Here is a 26,852-nt window from a genome sequence, read left to right on the forward strand (position 1 = left end):
TCCCGTGTGTTTTGTTTTGCCGGCAGGCTATCGCTGCAGGTACGGCTTGTCATCAGAACAAGTGCAATCTTCGGTGGCTGTTTGCGGCGTCATCATGGCTACGCGAACGTTGCTTCAATGCACGCATCGCGATGCACAATGGCCGTGATTACCCGGGCTAATCATGTACGATCCGTCTGTGTATGCTTGCGGCTACAAGCCACGCGTTCTCAGGGCGTCATGACAGAGTTGAGTGAACGGACCAAAGCGAACATGGACGTCGTCCTGGAGGAGACGTGTCGCCAACTGCCACACGGCGGCGATCACGACAGCCGAAGGTTCATCGCCGAGCGGCTGATCGAGGCGGCGCGGTCCGGTCACACCACGCTCGGTGAGCTCGGCATCATCGCACGCCACGCACTGGCGGAGCTTGCCGCCAAGCGGAGCTAGGCGCGGCCACGCCGCTTGCCTCGCAGTGGGCCACGGACATAACCTGCTCAAATCCTTCCGCGCATCGAGATGCTCCGAAGATGCGGTCCGTGTTCGCGCTTTTTGCGACGTCTCTGGTCCTCTGTTGCGCCGGCCCGGTCATGGCCCAGCCGGTCGGCCAGTTTCCATTTGCGCTGACGCGCGAAGGGCAGATGCTCGGCGCCGTCGAAGGCGAAGTAGCCTCGTTCAAGGGGCTGGCCTATGCGGCCGCGCCTATCGGGCCGCTGCGCTGGCGTCCGCCGCAGGCCGCGCCCGAGAGTTCGGAGATGCGCACCGCCTATGCCTATGGCGCGCCGTGTCTTCAGCCCTCGCTGCCGGGATCGAGCGAGGATTGCCTGACGCTGAACGTGTTCCGGCCGTTCGGGGTCGACGGCCCCCTACCGGTGATGCTGTTCATCCACGACGGTGCTTTCGTCAGCGGCACCGCGAACGATCCGCTGTTCGACGGTGCCAGGCTCGCGCAGGCCGGCCTCATCGTGGTGACCGTGAATTTTCGCCTCGGCGCGTTCGGCTGGCTCAGCGATCCCGCGCTGTCGGAAGGCGGCTCCGGCAATTGCGGCCTGATGGACCAGATCGCGGCGCTGCATTGGGTTCACGACAACATCGCGGCCTTCGGCGGCGATCCCACCAACGTCACCTTGTTTGGCAGCGGCGCAGGCGCGACCTCGATCGCGCTGCTGATGCTGTCTGAGCAATCGCGTGATCTGTTCCAGAAAGCCATTCTGCAATCGATTCCTGGCCGTGTGCGCCTGCGTTCGGCACACGAGGCCGAGATTGTGGGGCGGCAATTCGTGGCGGCGCTGGGGCGACAGGCCGATTTGCGCGCTGCCGACCCACGACGCCTGCTTGCCGTCGAAAAGCATCTGCTGGAAAAATCGCCGCGCAGCTTCGGGCCGACGATCGATGGACGTCTGGCGAGCGAGGAGGTCGCCGCAGGCTTCGCGGCCGGACATGAGAGCCGCATTCCCCTGATCATCGGCTCGAACGACGACGAGACCGGTTTCGACGGCGAGCTGGATATCCGGGACGAGCTGGCATCGTCAGGCGCCACCAGCGATGAACTGCGCAGGCTCTATCCCGATCTCGCCAGACCTTCCGTCCGCGCGGCAAGGTTCTACACCGACAAGCTGTTCTCCGAGCCGGTGCGACTGCTGGCGCGCCTGCATGCCGCCAGCGGTGCGCCGAGCTTTCGATATCGCTTTGCCTATGTGCCGGAGGCACGGCGCGCAAACCCCGAGGGCGGTCACGGGCGGGAATTGCAGTTCATCTTCGGCGTAGAAGGCATGCCCGGTGCAGGCATCTTGTCACGAGGCGATCGCGAGGTCGCAAATCGCATGCGCGCCTACTGGATCAATTTTGCCAAGAGCGGCGATCCCAACGGTGCGGACCTGCCGCGTTGGGATGCGGCCGCAGGCAGCGATCGCCTGCTGCTGATCGCGAACGATGGCATCGCGAGCGGAGACGACCCCTGGTCGGAGCGTCTGGACCGGTTCGGGCGTTAGGGCAGGTTGAGTTGGACTTAAGCCGCGAGCTCGACGCGCGGCGCCGGGCTCAGCCGGTCTTCCTCCAGATAATCCATCGCACCGTCTTTCTCGACGGCGTAGAACTGCTGGCCTTCCTTCGACCTGTAGGCGGCGCGCACGACGCCGCGGCGGCCCTTGTCACTGTTGACGACGTCCCCCAACGCAAACTTCTTCATTTCACGTCCCTGGCTGCTGGCCGACTCCTTCGGCTACGCCGGGGATTCTGGGCGGAAAATCGTTAACGTCTTGCTAACCATACGGGTTTGCCTATGCTCGCGGCCGATCGCGCGGGCAGCTCGCACGCGCATGTTGCCAATGAAACGAGCCTGAGCCCATGGTGCGATTTCCGACCTTGTTCCTGTCGCATGGCGGCGGTCCCTGGCCGTTCATGGAAGACAGGCGGGTGCAATATGCGAAGACCGCCGAGGCGTTCGGCCGGCTGCCGCAGCTCTTGCCGGCGAAGCCCAAGGCCGTGCTCGTCATCACAGGACATTGGGAAGCTGACGCCTTCACCGTGTCGACCTCGGCGCATCCGCCGATGGTGTACGACTATCACGGTTTTCCCGAGCACACCTATCACCTCAAATATCCCGCGCCGGGGCGGCCCGAGCTCGCCGCGGAGGTGAAGGCGCTGCTCACGCGGTCGGGCGTCGATTGCCGCGAGGATCCCAACCAGGGGTTCGATCACGGCACCTTCGTGCCGCTCGGGCTGATGTATCCGCACGCCGACATGCCGATCGTGCTGCTGTCGCTGAGATCGAGCTACGATCCGGCCGAGCACATCGCGGTTGGGCAGGCGATTGCCTCGCTGCGGGACGAAGGCATTCTGATCGTCGGCAGCGGGCTCACCTATCACAACATGCGCGGGTTCGGCCGCGCAGAATCGAAGCCGGTCTCGTATGATTTCGAGGCGTATCTGAACGAGGCGATCAGCCACAAGGACGCGGCGCGCCGCAACGCGATGCTGGTTGACTGGGAGAACGCCCCGAGCGCGCGCCTGGCCCATCCGCGCGAGGATCATCTGCTGCCGCTGATGGTGGCCGCCGGCGCCGCCGGCAGCGACGCGGGCCAGCGCGTGTTCGTCGACGAGGTCGCGAATGTCGCGATGGCGTCGTATGTGTTCGGGGGGTGATCTTCCTTCTCCCCTTGTGGGAGAAGGTGGCGCGAAGCGCCGGATGAGGGGTTCTTTCTGCGAGTCCAACTGTCGTATGAATTCGCGGAGACAACCCCTCACCCGTCTCGCCGCTTTGCGGCGAGCCACCCTCTCCCACAAGGGGAGAGGGTGATCATCACCCGTATTTCAGCTTCATGAACAGGATGCCGCCGGCGAGTACGATGGTGATGGCGTTTGCGGCGACGAGGGGCGCATCGCCCGACAGCAGGCCGTAGACGAGCCAGAGCGCCAGCCCCAGCACCATGACCAGGAACATGCCGAGCGAGATATCGCCGGTGGAGCGGGTCTTCCACACTTTGATGGCTTGCGGCGCGTAGGCCACGGTGGTGCAGGTTGCGGCGGCAAAGCCGATCAGCTTGATCAAGAACGGGTCCATGGCGGCTCTATAGCATTGATTCGACGATGTCGGGCCTCAGGTGCGCGCGGTCATGAGGCTGCGATAGAGCGCGGCATAGTCGCCGGCGCGGTTGCGCCAGGACACGTCGGTCGCAAGGCCGCTCAGTTGCAGCCGTCGCCAGGTCAGCTTGTCGTGAAAGGCAATGTTGGCCTTGCGCAGCGTGCCGGCGAGGGCATCCGCGGTGACGGGTGCGAACTTGAAGCCGGTGGCATCGTGGCCCGATTTGTCGGCCTCGCCGATATCGACGATGGTATCCTCGAGGCCGCCGACCCGCGAGACGATGGGCACGGCGCCGTAGCGCAGCGCGCAGAGCTGGGTCAGGCCGCACGGCTCGAACCGCGAGGGCACGATGAGCGCGTCCGAGCCGGCCTGGATCAGATGCGCCATGATCTCGTCATAGCCGATCACGACCCCGATGCGGCCGGGGTTCGCGCGCGTAACGGCCTGATAGCGATCCTGCAGATCGCGGTCGCCGCTGCCGAGCAGCGCGAGCTGCATGCCTTCGCGCAAAATGGTCGGAATGGCCTCGAGCAGGAGATCGAGCCCCTTCTGCCAGGACAGGCGGCTGATGACGCCGAGTAGTGGCGCTTCGTCCGAGGAATCCAGATTGAACTGTTGCTGAAGCACCGCCTTGTTCGCGGCTCGGAACGTGAGCTCCTCCGCGCCGAAGCGGTAGGCGATGTGCGGATCGGTTTGCGGATTCCAAACGGAGACATCTATGCCGTTGAGGATTCCGCTCAGCACGTTGGTGCGGGCGCGCAACAAGCCGCCGAACCCCATGCCGCCCTCGTCGCTCTGGATCTCCTGCGCATAGGTCGGCGACACCGTGGTGATGCGATCGGCGAATTGCAGCCCGGCCTTCAAGAAACTGATGCCGCCGAAATATTCGAGGTCGTTGACGCCATAGGCGCGCCACGGCAGGCCAATCGAACCGATCAGCTCGGGCGCGAACTTGCCCTGGTAGGCCATGTTGTGGATGGTCATCACAGTGGCGGGCCGCGGCCGGTTGTCGTAGTGCAGATAGGCCGGCGCGAGCCCGGCCTGCCAGTCGTGGGCATGCACCACATCGGGCACGAAGGCGGGCACGAGGCCGTGGCCGATATCGGCCGCGATGCGCGACAGCGCGGCGAACCGCACGCCATTGTCCGCCCAGTCGACGCCTTCGGCGGTCACATAGGGGTTGCCGGGCCGTGCGTAGAGATGCGGCACGTCGAGCACGAACAGATCGAGGCCGTCATGCGAGGCGGCGAGCAGACGTCCGGGTCCGCCGAAATAATCCGGCCAGCGCCGGATTTCGTCGGCTCCCCCCAGCACCCGCATCACGTCGGGATAGCCCGGCATCAGCGTGCGCATCTCGACGCCATGCGCCTTCAGAGCGATCGGCAGCGCGCCCGCGACATCGGCGAGGCCGCCGGTCTTGACGATGGGATAGACTTCAGAGGCGACCGCGAGGACGCGAACAGGCGTCATGTATTGAGCCTGTCGAGCATCGGCTGGGTGATGAGCGAAATGCCCTGCTCGGTGGTGCGGAAGCGTCTTGCGTCCAACTCGGGATCCTCGCCGACGACGAGCCCTTCCGGGATCTCGACGCCGCGATCGATCACGACGTTCTTCAGGCGCGCGCCGCGGCCGACATTGACGTAGGGCATGATCACGGCGTTCTCGACGTTGGCGTAGGAGTTGACGCGCACGCCGGTGAACAGCAGCGAGCGTCGCAGCGAGGCGCCGGAAATGATGCAGCCGCCCGAGACCAGCGAGCTCACGGCCTGGCCGCGCCGGCTCTCCTCGTCGTGGACGAATTTTGCCGGTGGTGTGATCTCCGAATAGGACCAGATCGGCCAGGCGCTGTCGAACAAATCGAGCTCGGGGACCACGTCGGTGAGGTCGATATTGGCGGCCCAATAGGCGTCGACCGTGCCGACGTCGCGCCAATAGGCGCGGGGGTCGCTGCCGGAGCGGACGCAGGAGGTCGAGTACTGGTGCGCCATGGCGCGGCCGTTCTTGACGAGGTAGGGGATGATGTCCCTGCCGAAATCGTGGTTGGAATTCGGATCCTCGGCGTCGCGCTTGAGCTCCTCGAACAGGAATTTCGCGTCGAACACGTAGATGCCCATGCTGGCCAGCGAGACGTCCGGCTTGCCGGGCATCGGCGGCGGATCTTTCGGCTTTTCCAGGAACTCTTTGATCCAGCCGTTCTCGTCGATATGCATGATGCCGAAGCCGGAAGATTCCTGCCGCGGCATCTCCAGGCAGCCGACGGTGACGTCGGCGCCGCTGTCGACATGCTGGCGCAGCATCACCTCGTAGTCCATTTTGTAGATATGGTCGCCGGCGAGAACCACGATGAAGCGGCAGGCGTGGGATTCGATGATGTCGATGTTCTGGTAGACCGCATCGGCCGTGCCGACATACCACATGTTTTCGGAGACGCGCTGGCTCGCTGGGAGGATGTCGAAGCTCTCGTTGCGCTCGGGACGGAAGAAGTTCCAACCCATCTGAAGGTGCCGGATCAGGCTGTGCGCCTTGTACTGGGTGGCGACCGCGATGCGACGGATGCCCGAGTTCACCGCGTTCGACAGCGCGAAATCGATGATGCGGGATTTTCCGCCGAAATAGACCGCGGGCTTGGCGCGCCGGTCGGTCAGCTCCAGCAGCCGGCTGCCGCGTCCGCCGGCCAGGACGAACGCCAAGGCCTGACGGGCAAGCGGCTCGGGTCTCGCGGCACTCATGTCATTCTCCCACAACTCTGGCGCTCGCGAGAAGCCTCCCGGCCGCGCTCATTGGAACCGATAGTAACGGCACGAATAGTAAATCGGGAAGGTGGTTGTTGGTTGCGAATGCGCCGGAAGCTTAATGCTTTGCCGCGGTGATCGGGCCCCCGGCACCGTCCTGCCGGTGTCACACGCGGCGAGGTTGTCGAGCCCGTCGGGTGCCGGTCGATCAGAATGGAGGCATGCGTCTTGTGCGGTGCACGCAAAACGGGAGGCTTTGACCTCGCGCCAGGATGCCCGATGATGGCGCTGCGATCCATGTCCAAGCCAAACGTCAGAAAGGAGTAAGACGATGAGGGTCTGGAAAACGGCAGTTGCCGGTTCGCTCGCCGCCGCGGTGATGGCGGGGGGAATTCAGCAGGCGGCGGCGGCTCCGCTGCCCACCAATGTCGCAACCATGAAGGCCGCCGTCGGCGACGATGTCACGCAGGTGTATTGGCGCGGGCGAGGATTTGGATGGGGTATTGGCGGCCTCGCAGCCGGCGCGATCATCGGCAGCGCCATCGCCAGCAGCGCGCCTTACGGCTATGGCTACTATGGCGGCGGGCCGTATTATGGCGGCTACGGATACCCAGGGCCGGGCTACGGTTATGGCTATGGTTATGCGCCGGCCTATTACGGCTATGGTCCGGCCTATGCTTATCCGCGCTACTATCGGCCTTACCGCCCGTATTTCGGCCCTCGTTACGGCTACTACCGGCCGTATTACCGGCACTATCACCGCGCGTATTGGTGACCGATCAAACGGGCGGACCGGCTCGCCGCAGGGCGACGACGCTGAAAGGACTTGAGGGCCGCTGGACGCAAGCGGCCCGATCGGCTTGCGCGCGTTGAACCCGGTGATGCGGCACGACAAGCCGGCCATGCCCGCCCGCGACAATCCCGATGCAGATCGCGACGATGATCGCGATCTCGATGCACCATTCGAGCGGTCCCGAGTTCATGGCAGCGCGATGGTGTTGACGAGCTCGAACTCGGACAGGCCCGGGCCGCCGCTCGCAAGGTAGATGGCGACGAGGAAGATGCGGCTGAGGACGGTGATGCCTAATATGACCCTGATGTCGTAATGGCGAATGGCAAAAGCCAGAGGCGGCATCGCCAAATTTTTTAGAATGCTCATGGCCAACTCCTTGCCAAAAATTCAGGCATCGACTGCCTGTCGACTGAAATGACAGCGTGATGAAAAGGCCGTCCGACGCCTTGCCGGCGTCTCTGAGGCCAATGCTAGTGCCGGCGCAGGGCGCAGGTCTTTATCGTGTCCTTACATTTGGCTCAGCTTTCCCTTAAGGTGGGGGAGCATCCGGGGGTCGGAGCCGTGCGTACAGACGCGCTTGCCTTTGGTGAATTCCGCCTCGACCGTGCCAACGCACTATTGTGGCGAGGCGGGGAGCGGATCGCGCTGGCGCCGAAGCCGTTCGAGGTTCTTTGCCATCTTGTCGGTCGGCCCGGTGAGCTCGTCACCAAGGAAGAGTTGCTCGACGCGGTCTGGTCCGATCTGCACGTCAGCGAGTCGAGCCTCGCCGTTGCCGTGAACGCGCTACGCACGGTGCTCGGCGACGACAGGCAGTCCCCCAATTACATCGAGACGGTCACGCGGCGCGGCTATCGCTTCATTGCGGCGGTCGCGACCGCCGAATTGCCTGCGATCGAGCGAGCGCCCGAACAGGAGGCGGCGTCCGCCACGGAGCAGGCTGTCGATCGACGCCGGCACTGGAGGGTCGGGCGCACCGGGGCACTCGATACGCTGGACAAGGCATTGCAACTCGCCCGTACCGGACAGCGTCAGGTCGTCTTCATCACCGGCGAGGCCGGGATCGGCAAGACCACTCTCTTGCAGATGACGCTCGACAGGATGAACCAGCAGGGACTGGGCGTGCTGCACTGTAGCTGCAACGAGTTGTTCGGCACCCATGAGGCCTTTCTTCCGCTGATCGGAGCGCTGAACGAGTGCTGCCGTCGAACCGATGGAGCATCGCTGCTGACTTCGATCCGCGAGCACGCGCCGACCTGGCTCGCGCAAATGCCCGGTTTCCTCGGCGAAGCAGACCGGGCCGCATTCCAGCACGAGGTCTTTGGCGCGACCCGGGAGCGCATGCTGCGCGAATTTGCCGATCTCATGGAACATCTCGCCGTCACGCGACCATGGGTGATCATCCTGGAAGATCTGCATTGGAGCGACTTTGCCACCGTGGATGTGCTCTCCCGGCTGGCGCGGCGGGATCGGAAGGCTTCCATCCTCGTGCTCGCCACCTATCGGCCAATGGAAGTCGCCGTCGGCGGACATCCTATCCGTGCCGTTCACCAGGATTTGCGGATTCACGGACACGCCACTGAGCTCGCGCTCGATCGACTGACCGGCACCGACGTCGAACGCTATCTGTCCCTGCGCTTCAACTCGACCGATTTCGCCAGAGAGCTGGTCGAGCGCATCTTCGCGCGAACTGGCGGGCATCCTCTGTTCGTGTCGTCTCTGCTCGATCATCTCGTGGCGCAAGGCGCACTCGTCGAGCACGAATTGGGCTGGCGGCTGGTCAGCGAAGACGCGGCCTCGCATGACAGCATGCCGCGCGATCTGGAAGGAATGATCAAGCAGCAGATCGATCACCTCACCGTGGACGAGCGCTGCCTGCTCGAGGTCGCCAGTGCGGCGGGAGCGGAGTTTTCCGCGCTCCATATCGCCGGGGCGCTGGACCGTCCCGTGCTGGATGTCGAGCAGATGTGCGAGGACTTGGCGCGGACTGATCGCGTCATCGTCGCCGCCGGCATGACCGAGTGGCCGAACGGAGGCGTCTCCGGTCGCTATGCGTTCCAGCACGCGCTTTACCAGGAGATCCTCTACCAGCGGCTCGCGCCGGCGCGCTGCGCGAAAACCCATGCGCTGCTTGGGGCGGGGCTCGAGCAGGGCTATGGCCCACAGGCTGTGGAGCTCGCCGCCGTTGTCGCGCGCCACTTCGAACTGGGCCGCGATTTCCCGAAAGCGATGCATTATCTGGGCGCGGCGGCCGAGGGCTCGGCGCGAAGGTTCAGCACGCGCGAGGCCGCCAATTACCTGTCCCGCGCTTTGGAGCTGGTGCCGCATCTGCCGCCGGAGTTTCGGGTGACGACACGTCTGAAGCTGCTGCTTCAGCGTGCCTGGGCCTGGCGGGCCAGTGGAGATTTCCTGAATTCGCTGCAGGATCTCAGCGCAGTCGTCGCGCACGCGGCGGAGAACGGGCACGTGCGCGAAGAGGTAAACGCGCTGGTCGATCTCAGCAGATTTTGTCTCTACGTCGATCGACGCCAGAGCCTGCCTGTTGCGGAACAGGCCCTCGTAAAGAGCAGAGCGATCGACGATGCGGCGTTCAGCGCTCTGGTCCAGGGCAACGTTGCCAATTTGAAGCTGATGCTCCGCGGCTGGGACCGCGAGAATGCGGACCTTGCCGAGCGTGCGTCAGCACTGATCACCGGAGAGCAGGATCTGAGCATGCGGCTGCGACGCTGCTCGATGGAGATGGTGCTGGAATTTCTGCGCGCGAATTATCCGGCCTGCTGCGATGCGACGACCAGGGGAAAGGAGCTCGCCCGCCTGGTCGGTGACGTCTATCTGTTCGTGCTCTATGAATCGGTCGAGGCCTTTGCCCAGATCTATCTGGGTGAATGGGGACGGGCGCAACGAAACGTCGTCTCCGCGTTGGCTATCTCGGAGCGAAATGCAAATCCGCAGGCCGTCGCACTGTGTCATCTCACGATTGGATGGCTGTATTCCGAGGCGGAGGAATATGGCAGCGCGTCACGGCGTGCGGAGGATGCGCTCGGCCCGATGATCGAGGCCAATCCGTTCACCTTCTTCGTCGGCAGGAACCTGCTGGCGCGAGCTTATGTCAGGATGGGCGACCTGCCTCGGGCGCGGCAGCATCTCGATGCGATGGAGCGGCGGATGGAGGTCGACCGGGTGCCGATGGAGTCGCTGGTCATCCCCCATTATCTGCTGACTTGCTGCGACTATTGGATCGCGATCGGCGATCTGGACCGCGCGCAAACATCGGCCAGCCAGTTTCATGAGGTGACGAGCGCGGCACCCGACCGGCCGTTTCTCGCGCTGTGCTACGAGGCCATGGCGAGAATTGCGATCCTGAAGCAGGAGACGCAACTCGCCGGCGGGCATTTGTCGACGGCCATTTCGATTCTCCGCCATGCCAGGTTACCGCACGCCGCCTGGCGCGTTTATCGCACGACTGCGGTGCTCTATGAGAGCCTCGGACGAGCGCAAAGGGCTGCCAAGTGGCGGGACCGCTCCTGCCGGGTGATCGCATCGCTGGCGGAGACGCTTGATCGCGGCGATCCGCTGCGCTCGGCGTCATTTTTCGACGCAGCCCGCGACACCGGGCCCAATGACGCGGGACGGTGATCGGCTCAATCCGGCAGGTCCGCGATCACTCGCGGCTCGCCGGGCCGTTGCTTGACCGTGAAGTGATTTTGCTGCTGCCGCAGCGTGCGGGAGGCACGGTAGGCATCCCTGCGCAATCGCATGATCGAGCCCAGCGGCTGATGCGCGGCGAGACATCGCCATGGATCGAACGAAAGCACCTCGTCGGAATAAAGGCGACGTGCGGGACTGTCGGCGGTCTGGCGCGGAAGCGTGATCTTGCCGAGTGCTTGCGGCGGCGCGACGTCTTCGGGCCAGTCGATCGAGGCATTTTCGATCGGTGTTCGCTCCAGGTCGGTGCAGAGCTGGGCAAATAATTCGTACTCGGCTGCATTGTCCTTGAAGAAGGCAACGACGCTGTTCAGCACGGCATCATCGGAATCGTGACAGGGCTGGCCGGTGAGTTGGCGAACCGAGGCCGAGATCGGCACCAGGCGAAGCCTTGCGATATAATCGCCAAACCGCAATGCTCCCTCCGTGTGAAAGGTTTCTCCGAGGATGTTGCTGCCGGCATCACCGAGCGCTTTCAAGACGATCGGGATCGGAATGCCCGTTCTGTCCGATGCGGCGACCAGGGCGCGCGCCAAAAAGCCTATGAGTCCGTACGCCAGATCAGGCAGGAACAGGTTACGCTCGACCTGGTGCTGTGCGCGCATATAGGCCATCGCATCCGCGAAATAGCTGGGGTGATTGACGAGCAGGAGATCCTGGTTCGTCGTATCGTCGTCGCCGAGCGCCTTAGCCCCAGTCACGCCCAGGACCTTGATGGCAAACCCCCGCGGCGAACGTACGCGATCGCTCCTGTTGAATGCGGTGGAGAGGCGGACGATGATCGGGAAGCGGCCAGCCTGCTTGAACAGGCCCTGGCGCAGATGATCCGGCAAATCCTCGTAGACGATCAGCTCGCCCCGGAGATAGCCGGCGCCCTTGGCGTGCTGCTGTCGGGTCCCGTGCTTGTCTTTGTGAAAAGTGCGATCGCTCGTTCGCGAAATCGAGGCAACGATCTCCTCGATGGCCGCCGCTTCCTCCGGCCGGATTTGTTCGACGGACGGATCGTAACGAAGATACTGATCGGCTGACATGGCGCTGGTCTCCAGCCCGAAGGTCGCCTTCCCATTGCAAGCGTCGACGGCCGCAGGGCGGATCACTGTAAGCCCGTCCAGTCGGGATCGGCAACCCGAGAGCGAGTTGTGATTGCCTGGACCAGCCGCGGGATGAGGCATCCTGTTACCGACGCGATCACACGGTCGATGCTAGGCCAGCGGCGTCTCGGAAGTCCTTATGGGCTCCTTATGTTGTCCTGATGTTTTCCTTAAGGCCGGGCCGGCGAACGCGACGTTGGACGGCGTCTAAAGCGACAGCCACACGATCAGGCTCATGCAGGCGAAATGCGCGAGCACGATCGCGGCGAGATGCAGCGGGCCCGCCTTGAGGCGCAGCGCGCGCATCCCGGCGCCTCCGCTTAGTTCGATCCCGCGGCCGCAGCGGTGAAGCTGCGGTCGACGGCTTTGCTGACGTCGAGCTTCTTCGGCAGGATGCCGTAGCGTGTCGAGCGGTCGGAGGCTTCCTGCACCTCCTTCACGACGCTCTCGTCGATCGGAATCGGGCTGGTGCGTTGCGCGGTGTAGGCCGAGAGCAGCACGTCCTCCGGCAGCTTGGTCAGCTCGGACGTGCTCTTGGCATATTCGCCGAGATGATCCAGCGACCACAGCCGCGCCTTGTTCAGCCGCTGCACGAGGTCCTGCACAGCCGCGTGCTTGGTGGCGATGGCGTTGTCGGAGGCGACGATGAAGGTGATGGTCGGCGTCAGGCCCTCACCGTTGGCGATCACGCGGGCCTTGTCCTTGAGCGTCGCGAACGAGACGTAGGGCTCCCACACCGCCCAGGCGTCGATCGAGCCCGCGACCAGCGCGATCTTGGCGTCGACCGGGCCGAGCGGCGCGAAGGTCGCGTCCTCCAGCCTGATCTGAGCCTTCTCCAGCGTGGCGTCGATCAGGAATTGGCCCCAGCCGCCGCGCGTGCCGGCGAGGCGTTTTCCCTTGAGGTCGGCGGCCGATTTGATCGGCGAATCCTGGCGCACGAGAATGGCTTGTGTCTTCGCATCCGACCTGGTGCCGCCGATCGCCTTGATCGGCGCGCCGGCCGCGTAGACCGAAAGGAATGAAAGGTCGCCGGTGTAGCCGACGTCGAGTGCGCCGGCGTTGAGCGCCTCCAGGATTGGAGCTGCCGCGGGGAATTCCGACCACTCGATCTTGTAGGGCAGATCCTTGGCGTAGCCCGAGATCTCGAGCAGCGAACGGTTACCGCCCTTCTGGTCGCCGACGCGCCGCACGATTGCGTCGGCCGCGAACGACGCGGCGGCCGTCGACAGGGTGATGGCGGCGGCGAGCAGCGATGCCGCGAGCCGGCGCGTGATGGAATGATCGAGGGAGTTGATGCTCATGTGGCCTGTCTTGTTGCTTTGCCCACGACGCGTGAGCGAACGATGCAGCGAGACGATCAAGTCTATGGTCGCGCGATGCGCGGTCAATGAAATGGCTAACCGTATTGCGCGCGCGACCAGCAAGGACATTTCAGCGAAACACTGATTTCGAGAACGTGCGGTATGCGCCACTGATGCTGCGCAAAAATGAAGCAGCAGAGGGAGTCGCGCCGGTCTCCGCCAACCGATGCATCGGCGGAAATCCTTTCATCGTCCTCGCACGCACAGATGGAGAGAATGACTTCGCTTCGTGCCACATTCGAAATTCCATTTCATTGACGATACGGCGAACGCGCCGCATGATTTGCGCATCGCATCAAGGCGCCGCAGCAGGCGCCGGCGAAAAGAGTTTCTCTCGACGCAGCTCCGCACGGAACAGGCGCAACGCAAGCCGTTGTGCCGATGGCGGAGCCGTGCCAGCGCAGGAGTGCAGACGGATGAACGACGACGACAAGCGCGACGGATCGAGGCTCGACCGGCGCCATTTGCTCCAGGCGGGGCTAGCTGCGGCGTTCGCCGCGCCGCTCGGTGCCTTCGGTGCGGCACAGGCCTTTGCGCCGCGGGCCATCGCGCCCGGCGTCGATCTCTCGGAGTTTCCGCTGTGCCGGACCGCTTCGGATGCGCCTGCGCTCACCGGCGCGCCGCGAAAGCTCAAGCTGTCCTGGAACGCCGGCGCGGTCTGTCTCGCCCCGGTGCCGGTCGCCATCGAGCACGGCTTCTTCCAGAAGCATAATCTCGACATCGAACTCATCAATTATTCCGGTTCGACCGACCAGCTGCTCGAGGCCATCGCGACCGGCAAGAGCGATGCCGGGCTCGGCATGGCGCTGCGCTGGCTGAAGCCGCTGGAGCAGGGCTTTGACGTCAAGATTGCCGCCGGCACGCATGGCGGCTGCATGCGGGTCCTGACCCGTACCGATTCCAGCGTGGGCAAGCTCGCCGATCTCAAGGGCAAGATCGTCGCGGTCGGGGATCTCGGCGGCCCCGACAAGAATTTCTTCTCCATTCAGCTCGCCAAGCTCGGTATCGATCCGAACAAGGATGTCGACTGGCGCGCCTATCCCGGCAACCTTCTCAACGTCGCCGTCGAGAAGGGCGAGGTGCAGGCCTTCCTGTCGTCCGACCCGCTGGGTTATCTCTGGCTCAAGGACAGCCAGTACAAGGAGGTCGCCTCCAATCTCGATGGCGAGTATCGCGACAAAAGCTGCTGCATCCTCGGCCTGCGCGGCAGCTTGGTGCGCGAGGAGCCGCAGGTGGCGCGCGCCCTGACGCAGGCGCTGCTCGATGCCGCGATGTTCACCGCGCAGAACCCGTCCGTGACAGCCAAATCGTTCCAGCCTTACGCGCCGAAGACGGCGTCACTCGCGGATATCGAAGGCATGGTGCGCTACCACACCCATCATCATCACCCCGTCGGCGAAGTGCTAAAGCGCGAGCTCAAGGCCTATGCCGACGATCTCAAGAGTGTGCAGGTGTTCAAGCAGAGCACCGACACGGCGAGATTTGCGGAGCGCATCTATGTCGACGTATTCGCTGTCTGACGGCCTCGCTTCCGGCGCGCCACGTCTCTCGCGCGCACCGTGGCTTGCCAGCTGGATTCGGGACTCCGGTGTCGGCGTTCTCGCGAGTATGGCGTGGATTGCCTTCGGCCTGTCCTGCCTGTGGTGGGAGGACGTCGGCGACTGGTCGCGGACGCATTCGCTCGGCATTACCGCGCTTGTCATCGCAGCAATCGCGCTGTTCGGGACTGTCGGCGCCGATTATCTCGGTTCCACGGGCCGCGCCTTGCGCCAGCGCGCGCCGTGGCTCGTCGCGCTCGGCGTTGTCCTGACCCTGTGGGAAGTCGCGACGGCGAAATTCGCCTGGCTGCCATTGCCGTTCTTCCCGCCGCCGCAGTCGATCATCGAGGTCTACACCGACGATCTGCCAAAACTGCTCGACAGCGTGTTCGCCTCGGTCAAGCTCCAGCTCGGTGGTTATCTGATCGGCGCGACGGTCGGCTTCCTGACCGGCGTCTCGATCGGCTGGTCGCGCGCGGTCGGCTATTGGGTGCACCCGGTGCTGCGCTTCATCGGCCCGCTGCCGGCGACCGCCTGGCTGCCGATCGCCTTCTTCACGTTCCCGTCGAGCTGGAGCGCCTCGACCTTTCTGATCGCGCTGGCGACCGGCTTCCCGGTCACCGTGTTGACCTGGTCTGGTGTCGCGAGTGTGAGCAACGCCTATTACGACGTCGCGCGGACGCTGGGGGCGAAGCCGTCCTTCCTGGTGCTGAAGGTCGCGATCCCCGCGGCCTTGCCGCACGTTTTCGTCGGCCTGTTCATGGGGCTCGGCTCGTCCTTTGCCGTGCTCGTCGTCGCCGAGATGATCGGCGTCAAGGCCGGCCTCGGCTGGTACCTGCAATGGGCGCAGGGCTGGGCCGCCTACGCCAACATGTATGCGGCGCTGATCGTAATGTCATTGCTCTGCTCCGGCGCGATCACGCTGCTGTTTGCGATCCGCGATCGCCTGCTCGTCTGGCAGAAGGGGACCGTCAAATGGTAGCCGCAACTGCACTGGCTGAAATCGACGCTCACCCGGCCGCGGGCGCCGCGCTCGACATCGAGCAGGTCAGCCACGCCTTCGACATCGACGGCGCCGAGCTGCCGGTGCTCAGCGACGTCAGCATCTCCGTCGAGCCGGGCGAGTTCGTTGCGCTGCTCGGTCCCTCCGGCTGCGGCAAGTCCACGCTGCTGCGCCTCGTCGCAGGCCTCGACAAGCCCCGGTCCGGAACGTTGCGCGAGGACGAGGCGCGCATCACGCGACCACACCCGTCGCGCGTCGTCGTGTTCCAGGATCCGACATTGTTTCCCTGGCGCACAGTCTGGGACAACGTCGCGCTCGGGCTGGAGGCGCAAGGCATCTTGAAGAGCCAGCGTCACCGCGTCGATGCCGCCCTCGATCTCGTGGGGCTATCGTCCTTCCGCAATGCCTATCCGCACCAGCTCTCGGGCGGCATGGCGCAACGCGTCGCACTGGCCCGCGCGCTGGTCAACGATCCAAAAATCCTCATCCTCGACGAGCCGCTGGGCAAGCTCGACTCGCTGACCCGCATCACCATGCAGGCCGAGCTGGTCTCGCTGTGGCAGCGCAAGGGCTTTACCACGCTGCTGGTGACGCATGACGCCGAGGAGGCGCTGGTGCTCGCCAACCGCGTCATCGTGTTCAGCGACCGCCCGGCGCGCGTGAAGGCCGACATCCGTGTCGATCGGCCCTATCCGCGCCATCGCGGTGATCCGTATCTGGCCGATTTGCGCCGCCAGATTCTTGGCCTGCTCGGATTGGACGCCACATGGTAACTTCGATCGCCAAGAGGCGCGCGGCGCATCACGAGCCCGACTACGTCGCACGGGCCGAGGCGCTGGCCGAGGCTTTCGCCGCCCGTGCGGCCGAACACGATCGCACCGGAAGCTTCCCGTTCGAGAATTTTCGCGAGCTGTCCGAGGCGCGCCTGCTGTCGCTGACGGTGCCTGCCGCCCATGGCGGCGCCGGGGCGGGCGCACGATACGCCGCACGCGTCCTCGGCATCATCGGCAAGGCCGATCCGTCGACCGCGCTGGTGCTGTCGATGCACTACATCAACCATCTGGTGATGGCACGGAGCCCGACTTGGCCGGCGCGGCTGTCGCGCAAGCTCGCGCGCGAGAGCGTCGAGGGCCTCGCGCTCGTCAACGCGCTCCGCGTCGAGCCCGAACTGGGCTCGCCTGCGCGCGGCGGCCTGCCCGCGACCATTGCACGCCGGACCGAAACCGGGTGGCGGCTCTCGGGGCACAAGATCTATTCGACGGGATCGCCGATCCTGAAATGGTATCTGGTCTGGGCGCGGACGGACGAAGCCGAGTCGCGCGTCGGACAGTTCCTGGTGCCGGCGGGCCTGCCGGGAACGCGTATCGTCGAGACCTGGGATCATCACGGCCTGCGCGCCAGCGGCAGCCACGACGTCATCTTCGACGACGTCGTGATTCCTCTCGATGCCGAGATCGACGTGCGGAAGCCGGCCGACTGGCGCACTCCTGATGTCGCGCAGGCGACCGTCCACACGATCTTCGTCGCCGCGATCTATGACGGCGTTGCGCGGGCTGCCCGCGACTGGCTGGTCGGGTTCCTGAAGCAGCGGGTGCCGGCCGGCCTGGGCGCGCCGCTTGCGACTTTGCCGCGCGCGCAGGAGATCCTCGGCGCGATCGAGGCACGGCTCGCCGTCAATGCGCGGTTGATCGCATCCTTCGCCGGTGATTTCGATGACGGTGTGGAGCTTTCAGCGGCCGAGTCCAGCGTCATCAAGTTGACCGTGACCAACAACGCCGTCGCCGCGGTCGAGGATGCCTTGTCGCTGACCGGCAATCACGGCCTGTCCCGCGCCAATCCGCTGGAGCGGCACTATCGCGACGTCCTGTGCGGTCGCGTGCACACGCCGCAGGACGATTCCACGCGCACCGGCCTCGGCCGTGCCGCATTGGGCCTCTAGCCTGCCGCCAAACATTCAGGGAGAACATCATGTCGGTCGAGTTCATCGGCTTTATCGCCAACAGTAATGCGTCCGAGACCATCGTGCGTCAGGGTCCGGTGCTCGATCCGGCCTATATCGAGACCGTCGCGAAGGCGCATGAGTTCGCGGGTTTCGACCGCGCGCTGCTGGCGTTCCATTCGACCACGCCGGATGCGCTTCAGGTCGCGCAGCATGTGCTGACAATCACCAAGTCGTTGAAAGTGATGATCGCCCAGCGACCGGGCTTTACCGCGCCGACGCTGCTCGCGCGACAGCTTGCGACGCTTGACCAGCTCTATGGAGGCCGCGTCTCGCTGCACGTCATCACCGGCGGCAATGCGGCCGAGCTCAGGCAGGACGGCAACACGCTCGACGACAAGGACGAGCGTTACGCCCGCACCAGCGAGTTTCTCGATGTGGTGAAGCTGGAATGGACCAGCGAGAAGCCGTTCAACTACAGCGGAAAGTATTACAACGTCGAGAACGGTTTTTCGCAGGTGAAGCCGCTGCAGAAGGCCGGCATCTACACCTTCGTCGGTGGCGGCTCCGACGCGGCGATCGACGTCGCGGGCAAGCATGCCGACACCTTTGCGCTGTGGGGTGAATCCTATGCCCAGGTGCGCGACGTCACCGCGCGCGTTCACAATGCGGCCGTCAGGCAGGGCCGTCCGACGCCGCGCTTCAGCCTCTCGGTGCGACCGATCATCGCCCCGACCGAGAAGCAGGCCTGGGAAAAGGCGGAAGAGATTCTTGCGCGCGCCACTGCGCTCCAGGACAAGACCGGCTATCGCAAGCCCGCCGACGGCCATGCTACCGCCGGCGCGCGGCGCCTGCTCTCGCTCGCCGACCAGGGCAGCCGCATCGACAAGCGGCTGTGGACCGAGATCGCAAAGCTCACCGGCGCCAACAGCAACACCACCGCGCTGGTCGGCACGCCCGAGCAGGTCGCCGAGGTCTTCGGCGATTATTACGACCTCGGCGTCAGCCATTTCCTGATCCGCGGCTTCGATCCCCTGATCGACGCCATCGAATACGGCCGCGAGCTGATCCCGCTGACGCGCGAACTGATCGCCAAGCGCCAGGCCGTTCGCGGCGAGGCGGCGGAATGATCCGTCTGATGCTGGCCGGCGCGCTGCTGTTCGGCTCGTTCGAGCTGGCGGCGGCGCAAACCACCTTGCGCGTCGGCGACCAGAAGGGCAATTCGCAAGCGGTGATGGAAGCCGCCGGCGTGCTGAAAGACGTTCCTTACAAGATCGAGTGGAAGGAGTTTCCCGCGGCCGCGCCGCTGCTGGAAGCGCTCAGCGCCGGTGCGATCGAGACCGGGCTCGTCGGCGACGCACCCTTCACCTTCGCCGCCGCCTCAGGCGCGCCGGTGAAGGCGATTGCCGCGATCCGGCAGACCCGCGAGGGGCTCGCGATCCTCGTGCCCGAGAATTCCCCGATCAAGAGCTTTGCGGATTTGCGCGGCAAGAAGATCGCGACCGGCCGTGGCTCGATCGGGCATCAGCTGATCCTTGCCGCGCTTGAAAAGAACGGTTGGGCTGCGGCTGACGTGCAGATTGCGTTCCTGGCGCCGTCCGATGCCAAGATCGCCTACACGCAAGGCTCCGTCGAGGCGTGGTCGACCTGGGAGCCCTATGTCAGCCAGGAGGAGGTGTTGTTCAAGTCGCGCCGTGTCATCACCTCGGAGGGCCTGACACCGGGGGCTGAGCTTTCAGGTGGCGCGGCCCGATGCCATCCGCGACAAGCGCGCGGAGCTGACCGACTTCATCCGGCGCCTCACCGCGGCGCGGGCGTGGTCGTTGAACAATATCGACAGCTATGCCGCGACCTGGGGCAGGCTGATGAACATCCCCACAGCCGTGCCGCAGAACTGGCTGTCGCGCGCAAAGATCCGGATCGCGCCGATCGATGACGGCGTGGTCGCGGACGAGCAGAGCACGATCGATCTTTATTTCCGCTGGGGCCTGATCAAGCAGAAGCTCGATGCGGCCGAGATCGTAGATCGCTCGTTCTCGGATGCGATTGCGGCGGGGTTGTAGGCCTCTCGTGTCCCGGACGCGACGCTTATCCCTCTCCCCTTGCGGGAGAGGGTGGCTCGCCGCGTAGCGGCGAGACGGGTGAGGGGTTCTATCCGCGAGTAGCTCTCTCGCATTCGAATTCGCTGAGGCAACCCCTCATCCGGCGCTTCGCGCCACCTTCTCCCACAAGGGGAGAAGGGAAGTGGCGTACGCGGCGCCATCGTCGAAACATTCCTTCTGCGTTTCGCTGCGCCAACAACACCCGCATTGCTATTTGCAACAACTCCCTTGCAGCACGCCCCATCCCGGCAAAAATCATACAGACGACCACATCGGGAGACCGGCCATGGGCCTGCAAGAAACAAAAATCGAATCGCTTCCCTTCGTCACCGCCGAACTCAACTATCTCGCGCCGGTTTCCGGCAAGCCGCACACCTATGCCTTCGATCCGCCGCCTGGCGAGCCCAAGAGCACGTCGTTGCCGGAGCCGCATCAGGTCCCGATCTTCGACGGGCGACTGATCGCACAAAATTTCTCGCTCGACCGCGAAGGCTTTGCGCTGGTGCGGCATCCAACCCGGGTGAAGGACTTCAGCAACGACGACGAGGTGAGGGCGGTCTACTATCCCGCCGTGGAGGCCTTCCTGCGCGCAACGCTGAAAGCCGACCGCGTCGTCATCTTCGACCATACCGTGCGCCGGCGTGTCGAGGGCGCCGCGGATATCCGCGACGGCGGCCCGCGTCAGCCGGCAACGCGCGTCCACGTCGACCAGACCGCCGTCTCAGGCGCCAACCGTGTGCGCGAGCATCTGCCCAATGAGGCGGAGGAACTGCTCAAGGGCCGTGTCCAGGTGATCAATTTGTGGCGGCCGATCCGCGGCCCGTTGCGAGATTCGCCGCTGGCGATGGCCGACGGCACGACGATCGCGCCCGACGATCTCGTCGCCTCCGACCTGATCTATCCCAACCGCCGCGGCGAAACCTACTCTGTGAAATACAATCCAAACCATCGCTGGTTTTATTTCCCGGAGATGACGCCCGACGAAGCACTGCTGCTCAAGTGCTACGATTCTGCAACCGATGGCCGCACCCGCTTCGGGCCGCACACCGCGTTCGTCGATCCGACTACGCCGGCCGATGCTGCGCCGCGCGAAAGCATCGAGGTTCGGACGCTCGTGTTCCACAAACAGTAACAAACTGTGATGGCACCGCCGGGCGCGTCCGGGGGCGGCTGAGGAACCCGCGGGAACCAACAAACGTTGCTGCGCGGGGCAGGGCCAACCCGGAGCGGTGCCGTGCGAGCGCAGTCCACGCTATTATCTTGCCTTGCCACTTTTTCGCTTTCTGCAGTTTCCTTTGCCCAGGCCGAAAGCGGGCTTGCCTCCTATTACGGATACGGAAAAGCCGGAAAAGGCGAGCTGACCTGCGCGCACCGGACGCGCCCCTTCGGAAGCGTGCTGAGGGTGTCCTATGGTAGCCGCTCGATTCAATGCCGGGTCAACGATCGCGGCCCCTTCATCCGCGGCCGGATCGTCGATCTCTCGGTGCCGGCCGCCAAGGCGCTGGGCATGATGAGCGCCGGCGTCGTACGGGTCTCGGTGGAATAGACCTGCCAGCGCGCTATAGTGCTGCCCAAAGCATGGGTCAGGGGGCGCTATGGCCAGGATCAGAGTGGGACTCGTCGGCTGCGGCTTCGTGTCGGAGCTGCATATGTATGCGTTCCGGCGTGTCTATGGCGTGGATGTCGAGGTCGCGGCGGTCGCTGCGCGCGGCGACCACGTCGTCGAATTCGCCGGCCGCCACCAAATCCCACGGGTCTATCGCAACTTCGCCGAGCTGATTGCTGACCGCGAGCTCGATGTCATCGACATCTGCACGCCGCCCAATCTGCATGCGGGGATGATCGTCGCCGCCATGCAGGCCGGCAAGCATGTGATCTGCGAAAAGCCGTTCGCCGGCTATTTCGGCCGCGCCGGCGACCGGCAGCCGATCGGCAAGCATGTGCCGAAGGCGCTGATGTATGAGCGCGTGCTGGAGGAGATGGACGCCACGCGTGCCGCGATCGAGCGCACAGGAAAGCTCTTCATGTATGCCGAGGACTGGATCTACGCACCGGCGGTGACCAAGACCGCCGAGATTCTCAGAGCGACCAAGGACAAGATCCTGTTCATGAAGGGCGAGGAGAGCCATTCCGGCTCGCACGCGGCCCATGCCGCGCAATGGGCGATGACCGGCGGCGGCTCGTTGATCGCGGATGGGCTGCCATCCGCTTTCCGCCGTGCTGTATCTCAAGCAGGTCGAGGCCAAGGCGCGCGGCGAGACCATCCGCGTTGCCAGCGTGACCGGCGATGTCGGCAACGTCACCGCCGTCCTCAAGCCGGAGGAGCGCACCTACATCAAGGCAAATCCTGTTGACGTCGAGGATTGGGGCACGCTGACCGCGACGTTTTCGGACGGCACCAAGGCCACCGTATTCTCCGGCGACATGATCATGGGCGGCGTGCGCAATCTGATCGAGACCTACACGTCAGGCGGCTCGCTGTTCGCCAACATCACGCCGAACAATCATCTGATGAGCTACCAGACCTCAGAGGAGAAGCTCGCCTCCGTCTACATCACCGAGAAGGTCGACCGCAAAACCGGCTGGCAATATGTCTGCCTCGAAGAGGAGTGGACGCGCGGCTATCTCCAGGAGATCCAGGACTTCATGGAATGCGCCGCGACGGGACGGCAGCCGCTGTCGGACCTCGCGCTGGCGTATGAGACGATCAAGGTGAACTACGCAGGCTATTGGGCGGCGGAGGAGGGACGGCGTGTGGTGTTGTAGGGAGTCGTCGGCAGCGCCGCGATGTCACCTCGCCCCGCTTGCGGGGAGAGGCCGGATTGCATCGAAGATGCAATCCGGGTGAGGGGGGCTCTCCGCGAGTCCAACTGTCACCGTCCCCGGGGAGGCAGCCCCTCACCCCACCCTCTCCCCGCGAAGAGCGGGGCGAGGGAGCGCAGTCCCCTTGCGGCGCCTACGTCCCGTAGGTCGATCCCTTCGGCAGCGGAAACACCGGGTCTTGCGTCCTGATGTTCGTCGGCCATACCACTGAGATGTGCTCGCCGGCATTCTGCATCACGACCGGGGTCGAGCGCTCGTTCTGGCCGGAGAGCGGCGTGCCCGGCGGGAAGAATTTCACGCCATAGCCCTGGATGGTGCCGCCGGCGGGAATGTCGACGTCGAGCGCGGCCTTACGAATGGCCTCGGGCTCGAAGCTGCCGTACTTCTCCTTGGCGACCGGCAGCACGTTGTTGAGCAGGATCCAGGTCTGATTGAATCCCATCGAGCAGTGCGGCGGCACGTCGGTGGCGCTGGTCTTGGCCTGGTAGCGCGAAACCATGGTCTTGGTCAGGTCGCCGATTCCAGGCGCAAGCTTGGCGGCATCGAGCAGTTGCGCCGGCACCGGATCGATATTGCAGAAATTGTCGATGTCGGGGCCGAAGGTCGCGCGCAGCTTGTCGAGCTGGCTGTAGCCGGCGCCCGCGCCGAACAGCATCTTGAAACGCAGGCCGCTCTCGCGGGCCTGACGCAGGAACAGGGTGATGTCGGGGTTGTAGCCGGCATGCGAGATCACATCGACCTTGGCGCGCTTGAGCTTGGTCACGAGCACCGAGAGATCGGGCGCGGACGCCGAATAGCCTTCGCGCATCACCACCTGGATGCCCGCCTGCTTGGCATAGGCCTCGTCGGCCGCGGCGACGCCGACGCCATAAGGGCCGTCCTCGTGGATCAGCGCAACCTTGACGTTCTTCGGGTCCATGCCGAGCTTGCCCTGCGCGTGCTCGGCGACGAAGCCCGCGAAGGCCTGGCCGTACTGGTCGGAATGGATCTGCGCGCGAAACACGTATTGCAGGTTCTTGTCCTTGAACACGGCGGTCGAGACTGCGGTCGTGATCCAGAGGATCTTCTTCTGCTGCTCGACCTTCGCCGCCATCGGCACCGCATGCGCGCTGGAATAGACGCCGTTGATGATGTCGATCTTTTCCTGGCTGATCAGCCGCTCGGCCTCGTTGATCGCCACGTCCGCCTTGCTCTGCGAGTCCGCCGCGACCGGCACGATCTTGGTCTTGCCGCCGATGCCGCCCTTTTCGTTGACGAGGTCGATCGCGATCTGTGCGCCGACCGAGGAGGCGACCGAGCCGCCGGCGGCGAACGGACCGGTGAGGTCGTAGATCAGGCCGATGCGTAAATTCTCGGCTTGCGCCTGGGCGCGTGTCCAATCAAGGCTGAGTGCGGCGGCGGCAGCCGCCGAGCTCTTCAGCAGCTGCCTGCGTGAAGTCGGCATCCTATCCTCCCTCAAAAATCGTCTTATGATTTGGTCTTGTTATTCTTTTTTCGAAGTATGGGGAGCGGGGCGGCGGGAAGTCAACATGGCGAAAGTCGGGGTCTGGCTCCGCAGCGCAGAACGCAATTGCGAAATGGGCGGCGACGAGACCCGCGCTATTGTTTCAAGCGACGGGCGAGATAGCCTGCGGTCTTCCCGCCGGCCTTGGCCACCTCGCGCGGTGTCCCTGACGCAACAATGCGGCCGCCTTCGTCGCCGGCGCCGGGACCGAGGTCGATGATCCAGTCGCTGTGAGAGACGACATCCATGTCGTGCTCGACCACGACCACGCTGTTGCCGGCGTCCACGATGCGTTCGAGCTGGGCGATCAGCCGCTCGACATCCTTGGGATGAAGACCGGTGGTCGGCTCGTCCAGGACATAGAGCGTGTGACCGCGTTGCGGCCGCATCAGCTCGGTCGCAAGCTTGATGCGCTGGGCTTCGCCGCCCGACAATTCGGTGGCGGATTGACCGAGGCGGATATAGCCGAGTCCGACCTCGCGGACGACCGAGAGCGACCGGTTGAGAGTTGGATCTTCGCGGAAGAATTCGAAGGCCTCGTCGACGCGCATGGCCAGCACATCCGCGATGGATTTTCCGCGGATCTTCACCTCCAGCGTCTTGTCGTTGTAGCGCGCGCCCTTGCAGGTCGGGCAGGGTGCGTAGACGCTGGGTAGGAACAGCAGCTCGACGCAAACAAATCCCTCACCTTCGCAAGTGCTGCATCGGCCTTTCGCGACATTGAAAGAGAAGCGCCCGGCATCGTAGCGGCGGGACTTTGCCTGCGGCGTCGCGGCGAACAGCTTCCGGACGTAGTCGAACAGACCGGTATAGGTCGCAAGGTTGGATCGCGGCGTGCGGCCGATCGGCTTCTGATCGACCACCACGAGGCGATCGACCTGATCGAGGCCGGCGACGATCTTGCCACCCAATGTCTCGACCGCGGGTGCTGCCAGGCTGTCGTCGTCCGCTTCCGTGGCCCGTGCATGGCCGAGATGCTCTGCCACGGCATCGACGAGGAATTGGCTGATCAGGCTCGATTTGCCGGAGCCCGACACGCCGGTCACGCTGGCGAGAACCCCGAGCGGGATATCTACGTCGAGGCCGCGTAGATTGTTGCGGGTCACACCCCGGACTTTCAGATGCGCCTTCGGCTCGCGGCGGACCGTCGGCAGCGGCTTTCGTGGATGCGCGAGATAATGGGCAGTTCGGGATTGCGCGACCTGACCGAGCCCTGCGGGCGGTCCACTATAGAGAATGAGTCCCCCGCCTTCGCCGGCATCCGGTCCGACGTCGACCAGCCAGTCGGCATGCCTGATTACCTCGATCTCGTGTTCGACCACGAAGATCGAATTGCCCGCATGCTTGAGCCGGTCCAGCGCTCGCAGCAGCGCCTCGGTGTCGGCGGGATGCAGGCCCGCCGACGGTTCGTCGAGCACGTAGACGACGCCGAACAGATTGGAGCGGACCTGTGTCGCAAGACGCAGCCGCTGCAACTCGCCCGGCGACAGCGTCGGCGTACTGCGCTCGCAAGCGAGATAGCCGAGGCCGAGGTCGAGCAGGACGGCCAGTCGCGCAGACAGGTCCTCGCAGATCCGCTTGGCGACGATGGTCTTCTCCGATGCGTTATCCGTCGAAGCCTTTGCGAATGGCTTCATCACTTCCTGCAGCTTCTTGAGCGGCAGATGAGACATCTCGGCGATATCAAGACCGGCGAATTTGACCTTGAGCGCCTCGGGCTTCAATCGCGTGCCGTGGCAGGTCGGGCAGTCCTGGGTGATCATGAATTGCGCGACGCGGCGCTTCATCATCGCACTCTCGGACTTGGCATAGGTCTGCATCACGTAGCGCTTGGCGCCGGTGAACGTGCCTTGATAGCTCGGCTCCTCCTTGCGGCGCAGGGCTCGTTTGACTTCTGCCGCAGTGTAACCGGCATAAACCGGAACGGTCGGCTGCTCCTCCGTGAACAGGATCCAGTCGCGGTCCTTCCTGGGCAGCTCACGCCAGGGCTTGTCCACGTTGTAACCCAGCGTCGTCAGGATGTCCCGGAGGTTCTGTCCCTGCCAGGCACTCGGCCAGGCCGCGACGGCGCGCTCGCGAATGGTGAGAGTGTCGTCGGGCACCATCGACTTTTCGGTGACGTCGAGCATCCGGCCGATACCGTGGCAGGTTGGGCAGGCGCCTTCCGGCGTGTTCGGCGAGAACGACTCCGCATAGAGCATCTTTTGTCCGCGCGGGTAATCGCCGGCACGGGAATAGAGCATCCTGAGCAGGTTCGAGATGGTTGTCACGCTGCCGACGGACGACCGCGTCGTCGGCGCGCCGCGCTGCTGCTGGAGCGCTACGGCGGGCGGCAGGCCTTCGATGTCGTCGACCTCAGGGATCTGCATCTGGTGGAAGAGGCGCCGCGCGTAAGGCGACACCGATTCCAGATATCGCCGTTGCGCCTCGGCGTAGATCGTCCCAAAGGCGAGCGAGGACTTTCCGGAGCCCGACACGCCGGTGAACACGACGAGGGCATTGCGCGGAATGCTGACGTCGACGTTCCTGAGATTGTGCTCACGCGCGCCGCGCACGCGAACGAAGCCGTCGTCCTGCATCAGGCCATCGGGTCGTCTTGGTCGGTCGTCCATCTGGCTGCTCCGGCCGCGCATGGGGGTTAACGGCAGGATCGCAGGATGGGTCCACGAGTGACAGCGTACCCGTGGCGTTCTGCACAAAAC

21 protein-coding genes and 2 pseudogenes are annotated in these 26,852 nt (G+C 64.5%); 14 read left to right on the forward strand and 9 right to left on the reverse strand.

Annotated features, from left to right (window positions below; translation table 11 throughout):
- Positions 1-252 precede the first annotated feature (252 nt).
- Positions 253-429 carry a hypothetical protein gene (locus ACVIN2_RS31150; RefSeq protein ID WP_245286308.1) on the forward strand — a complete coding sequence of 59 codons (177 nt, stop codon included), beginning with the start codon at positions 253-255 and terminating at the stop codon, positions 427-429.
- Positions 430-509: 80 nt separating this feature from the next.
- The gene (locus ACVIN2_RS31155) at positions 510-1,970 is read left to right on the forward strand and encodes a carboxylesterase/lipase family protein (protein ID WP_456768516.1); all 1,461 of its coding nucleotides are present in this window, start codon (positions 510-512) and stop codon (positions 1,968-1,970) included.
- A gap of 17 nt (positions 1,971-1,987) precedes the next feature.
- On the opposite strand, the gene ACVIN2_RS31160 is transcribed toward ACVIN2_RS31155, so the two are convergent.
- Positions 1,988-2,167, reverse strand: coding sequence for a hypothetical protein (locus tag ACVIN2_RS31160; protein ID WP_027519499.1), 180 nt, complete (start codon positions 2,165-2,167; stop codon positions 1,988-1,990).
- 158 nt (positions 2,168-2,325) lie between these two features.
- Here ACVIN2_RS31160 and ACVIN2_RS31165 point away from each other — a divergent pair, with 158 nt between their 5' ends.
- Entirely contained in the window at positions 2,326-3,123 is a 798-nt protein-coding gene (locus tag ACVIN2_RS31165; protein WP_456768517.1) for a DODA-type extradiol aromatic ring-opening family dioxygenase, read from the forward strand.
- Between the two features lie 157 nt (positions 3,124-3,280).
- Here ACVIN2_RS31165 and ACVIN2_RS31170 read toward each other — a convergent pair whose 3' ends face one another.
- Genes ACVIN2_RS31170 through glgC form a run of 3 tightly spaced genes read right to left on the reverse strand, consistent with a single transcriptional unit; the run spans position 3,281 to position 6,291 of the window.
- Positions 3,281-3,541: a SemiSWEET transporter gene (locus ACVIN2_RS31170; RefSeq protein WP_007601071.1), complete on the reverse strand. Its 261-nt coding sequence runs from the start codon at positions 3,539-3,541 to the stop codon at positions 3,281-3,283.
- Positions 3,542-3,577: 36 nt separating this feature from the next.
- The gene (gene glgA, locus ACVIN2_RS31175) at positions 3,578-5,032 is read right to left on the reverse strand and encodes a glycogen synthase GlgA (RefSeq protein WP_456768518.1); all 1,455 of its coding nucleotides are present in this window, start codon (positions 5,030-5,032) and stop codon (positions 3,578-3,580) included.
- Positions 5,029-6,291: a glucose-1-phosphate adenylyltransferase gene (gene glgC / locus ACVIN2_RS31180; RefSeq protein WP_007601076.1), complete on the reverse strand. Its 1,263-nt coding sequence runs from the start codon at positions 6,289-6,291 to the stop codon at positions 5,029-5,031. The genes glgA and glgC overlap by 4 nt, the downstream gene beginning before the upstream one ends.
- 334 nt (positions 6,292-6,625) lie before the next feature.
- Between glgC and ACVIN2_RS31185 the strand changes: the two genes are divergently transcribed.
- Entirely contained in the window at positions 6,626-7,069 is a 444-nt protein-coding gene (locus ACVIN2_RS31185; protein ID WP_456768519.1) for a hypothetical protein, read from the forward strand.
- Positions 7,070-7,273: 204 nt separating this feature from the next.
- Here ACVIN2_RS31185 and ACVIN2_RS31190 read toward each other — a convergent pair whose 3' ends face one another.
- Positions 7,274-7,453 carry a hypothetical protein gene (locus tag ACVIN2_RS31190; protein ID WP_456768520.1) on the reverse strand — a complete coding sequence of 60 codons (180 nt, stop codon included), beginning with the start codon at positions 7,451-7,453 and terminating at the stop codon, positions 7,274-7,276.
- A gap of 195 nt (positions 7,454-7,648) precedes the next feature.
- Between ACVIN2_RS31190 and ACVIN2_RS31195 the strand changes: the two genes are divergently transcribed.
- Positions 7,649-10,720 carry an ATP-binding protein gene (locus ACVIN2_RS31195; RefSeq protein ID WP_456768521.1) on the forward strand — a complete coding sequence of 1,024 codons (3,072 nt, stop codon included), beginning with the start codon at positions 7,649-7,651 and terminating at the stop codon, positions 10,718-10,720.
- Between the two features lie 5 nt (positions 10,721-10,725).
- On the opposite strand, the gene ACVIN2_RS31200 is transcribed toward ACVIN2_RS31195, so the two are convergent.
- The gene (locus ACVIN2_RS31200) at positions 10,726-11,820 is read right to left on the reverse strand and encodes a catalase family protein (protein WP_456768522.1); all 1,095 of its coding nucleotides are present in this window, start codon (positions 11,818-11,820) and stop codon (positions 10,726-10,728) included.
- Positions 11,821-12,200: 380 nt separating this feature from the next.
- On the reverse strand, positions 12,201-13,181 hold the full coding sequence (locus tag ACVIN2_RS31205) for an ABC transporter substrate-binding protein (RefSeq protein WP_456768523.1): 981 nt from the start codon (positions 13,179-13,181) through the stop codon (positions 12,201-12,203).
- A gap of 476 nt (positions 13,182-13,657) precedes the next feature.
- Between ACVIN2_RS31205 and ACVIN2_RS31210 the strand changes: the two genes are divergently transcribed.
- The 9 genes and pseudogenes from ACVIN2_RS31210 to ACVIN2_RS31250 all read left to right on the forward strand — a co-directional run bounded on the left by ACVIN2_RS31210 (position 13,658) and on the right by ACVIN2_RS31250 (position 22,589).
- Positions 13,658-14,761: an ABC transporter substrate-binding protein gene (locus ACVIN2_RS31210; RefSeq protein ID WP_456768524.1), complete on the forward strand. Its 1,104-nt coding sequence runs from the start codon at positions 13,658-13,660 to the stop codon at positions 14,759-14,761.
- Positions 14,739-15,761: an ABC transporter permease gene (locus ACVIN2_RS31215; protein WP_456768525.1), complete on the forward strand. Its 1,023-nt coding sequence runs from the start codon at positions 14,739-14,741 to the stop codon at positions 15,759-15,761. Before ACVIN2_RS31210 ends, ACVIN2_RS31215 begins: the two co-directional genes overlap by 23 nt.
- On the forward strand, positions 15,755-16,555 hold the full coding sequence (locus tag ACVIN2_RS31220; protein ID WP_354104703.1) for an ABC transporter ATP-binding protein: 801 nt from the start codon (positions 15,755-15,757) through the stop codon (positions 16,553-16,555). Before ACVIN2_RS31215 ends, ACVIN2_RS31220 begins: the two co-directional genes overlap by 7 nt.
- Positions 16,549-17,721 (forward strand): acyl-CoA dehydrogenase family protein, encoded by a 1,173-nt coding sequence (locus ACVIN2_RS31225; RefSeq protein WP_456768526.1) that lies wholly within the window; start codon positions 16,549-16,551, stop codon positions 17,719-17,721. The genes ACVIN2_RS31220 and ACVIN2_RS31225 overlap by 7 nt, the downstream gene beginning before the upstream one ends.
- A gap of 29 nt (positions 17,722-17,750) precedes the next feature.
- A complete protein-coding gene (locus ACVIN2_RS31230) occupies positions 17,751-18,851 on the forward strand; it encodes an LLM class flavin-dependent oxidoreductase (protein ID WP_456768527.1) in 1,101 nt (366 codons plus the stop codon).
- Positions 18,848-19,784 (forward strand): annotated as a pseudogene (locus ACVIN2_RS31235) (ABC transporter substrate-binding protein). The gene ACVIN2_RS31230 and the pseudogene ACVIN2_RS31235 overlap by 4 nt, the downstream one beginning before the upstream one ends.
- Positions 19,785-20,109: 325 nt before the next feature.
- Entirely contained in the window at positions 20,110-20,955 is an 846-nt protein-coding gene (locus ACVIN2_RS31240; RefSeq protein WP_456768528.1) for a CmcJ/NvfI family oxidoreductase, read from the forward strand.
- A gap of 102 nt (positions 20,956-21,057) precedes the next feature.
- On the forward strand, positions 21,058-21,369 hold the full coding sequence (locus ACVIN2_RS31245) for a septal ring lytic transglycosylase RlpA family protein (RefSeq protein ID WP_456768529.1): 312 nt from the start codon (positions 21,058-21,060) through the stop codon (positions 21,367-21,369).
- Between the two features lie 49 nt (positions 21,370-21,418).
- A pseudogene (locus ACVIN2_RS31250) lies at positions 21,419-22,589 on the forward strand (Gfo/Idh/MocA family protein).
- Between the two features lie 190 nt (positions 22,590-22,779).
- Here ACVIN2_RS31250 and ACVIN2_RS31255 read toward each other — a convergent pair.
- Both ACVIN2_RS31255 and uvrA read right to left on the reverse strand, forming a co-directional pair.
- Positions 22,780-24,090 carry an ABC transporter substrate-binding protein gene (locus tag ACVIN2_RS31255; protein WP_456768530.1) on the reverse strand — a complete coding sequence of 437 codons (1,311 nt, stop codon included), beginning with the start codon at positions 24,088-24,090 and terminating at the stop codon, positions 22,780-22,782.
- 155 nt (positions 24,091-24,245) lie between these two features.
- Positions 24,246-26,762: an excinuclease ABC subunit UvrA gene (uvrA, locus tag ACVIN2_RS31260; RefSeq protein ID WP_456768531.1), complete on the reverse strand. Its 2,517-nt coding sequence runs from the start codon at positions 26,760-26,762 to the stop codon at positions 24,246-24,248.
- Positions 26,763-26,852 lie beyond the last annotated feature (90 nt).

It is taken from the genome of Bradyrhizobium sp. USDA 3650, from assembly GCF_054057395.1.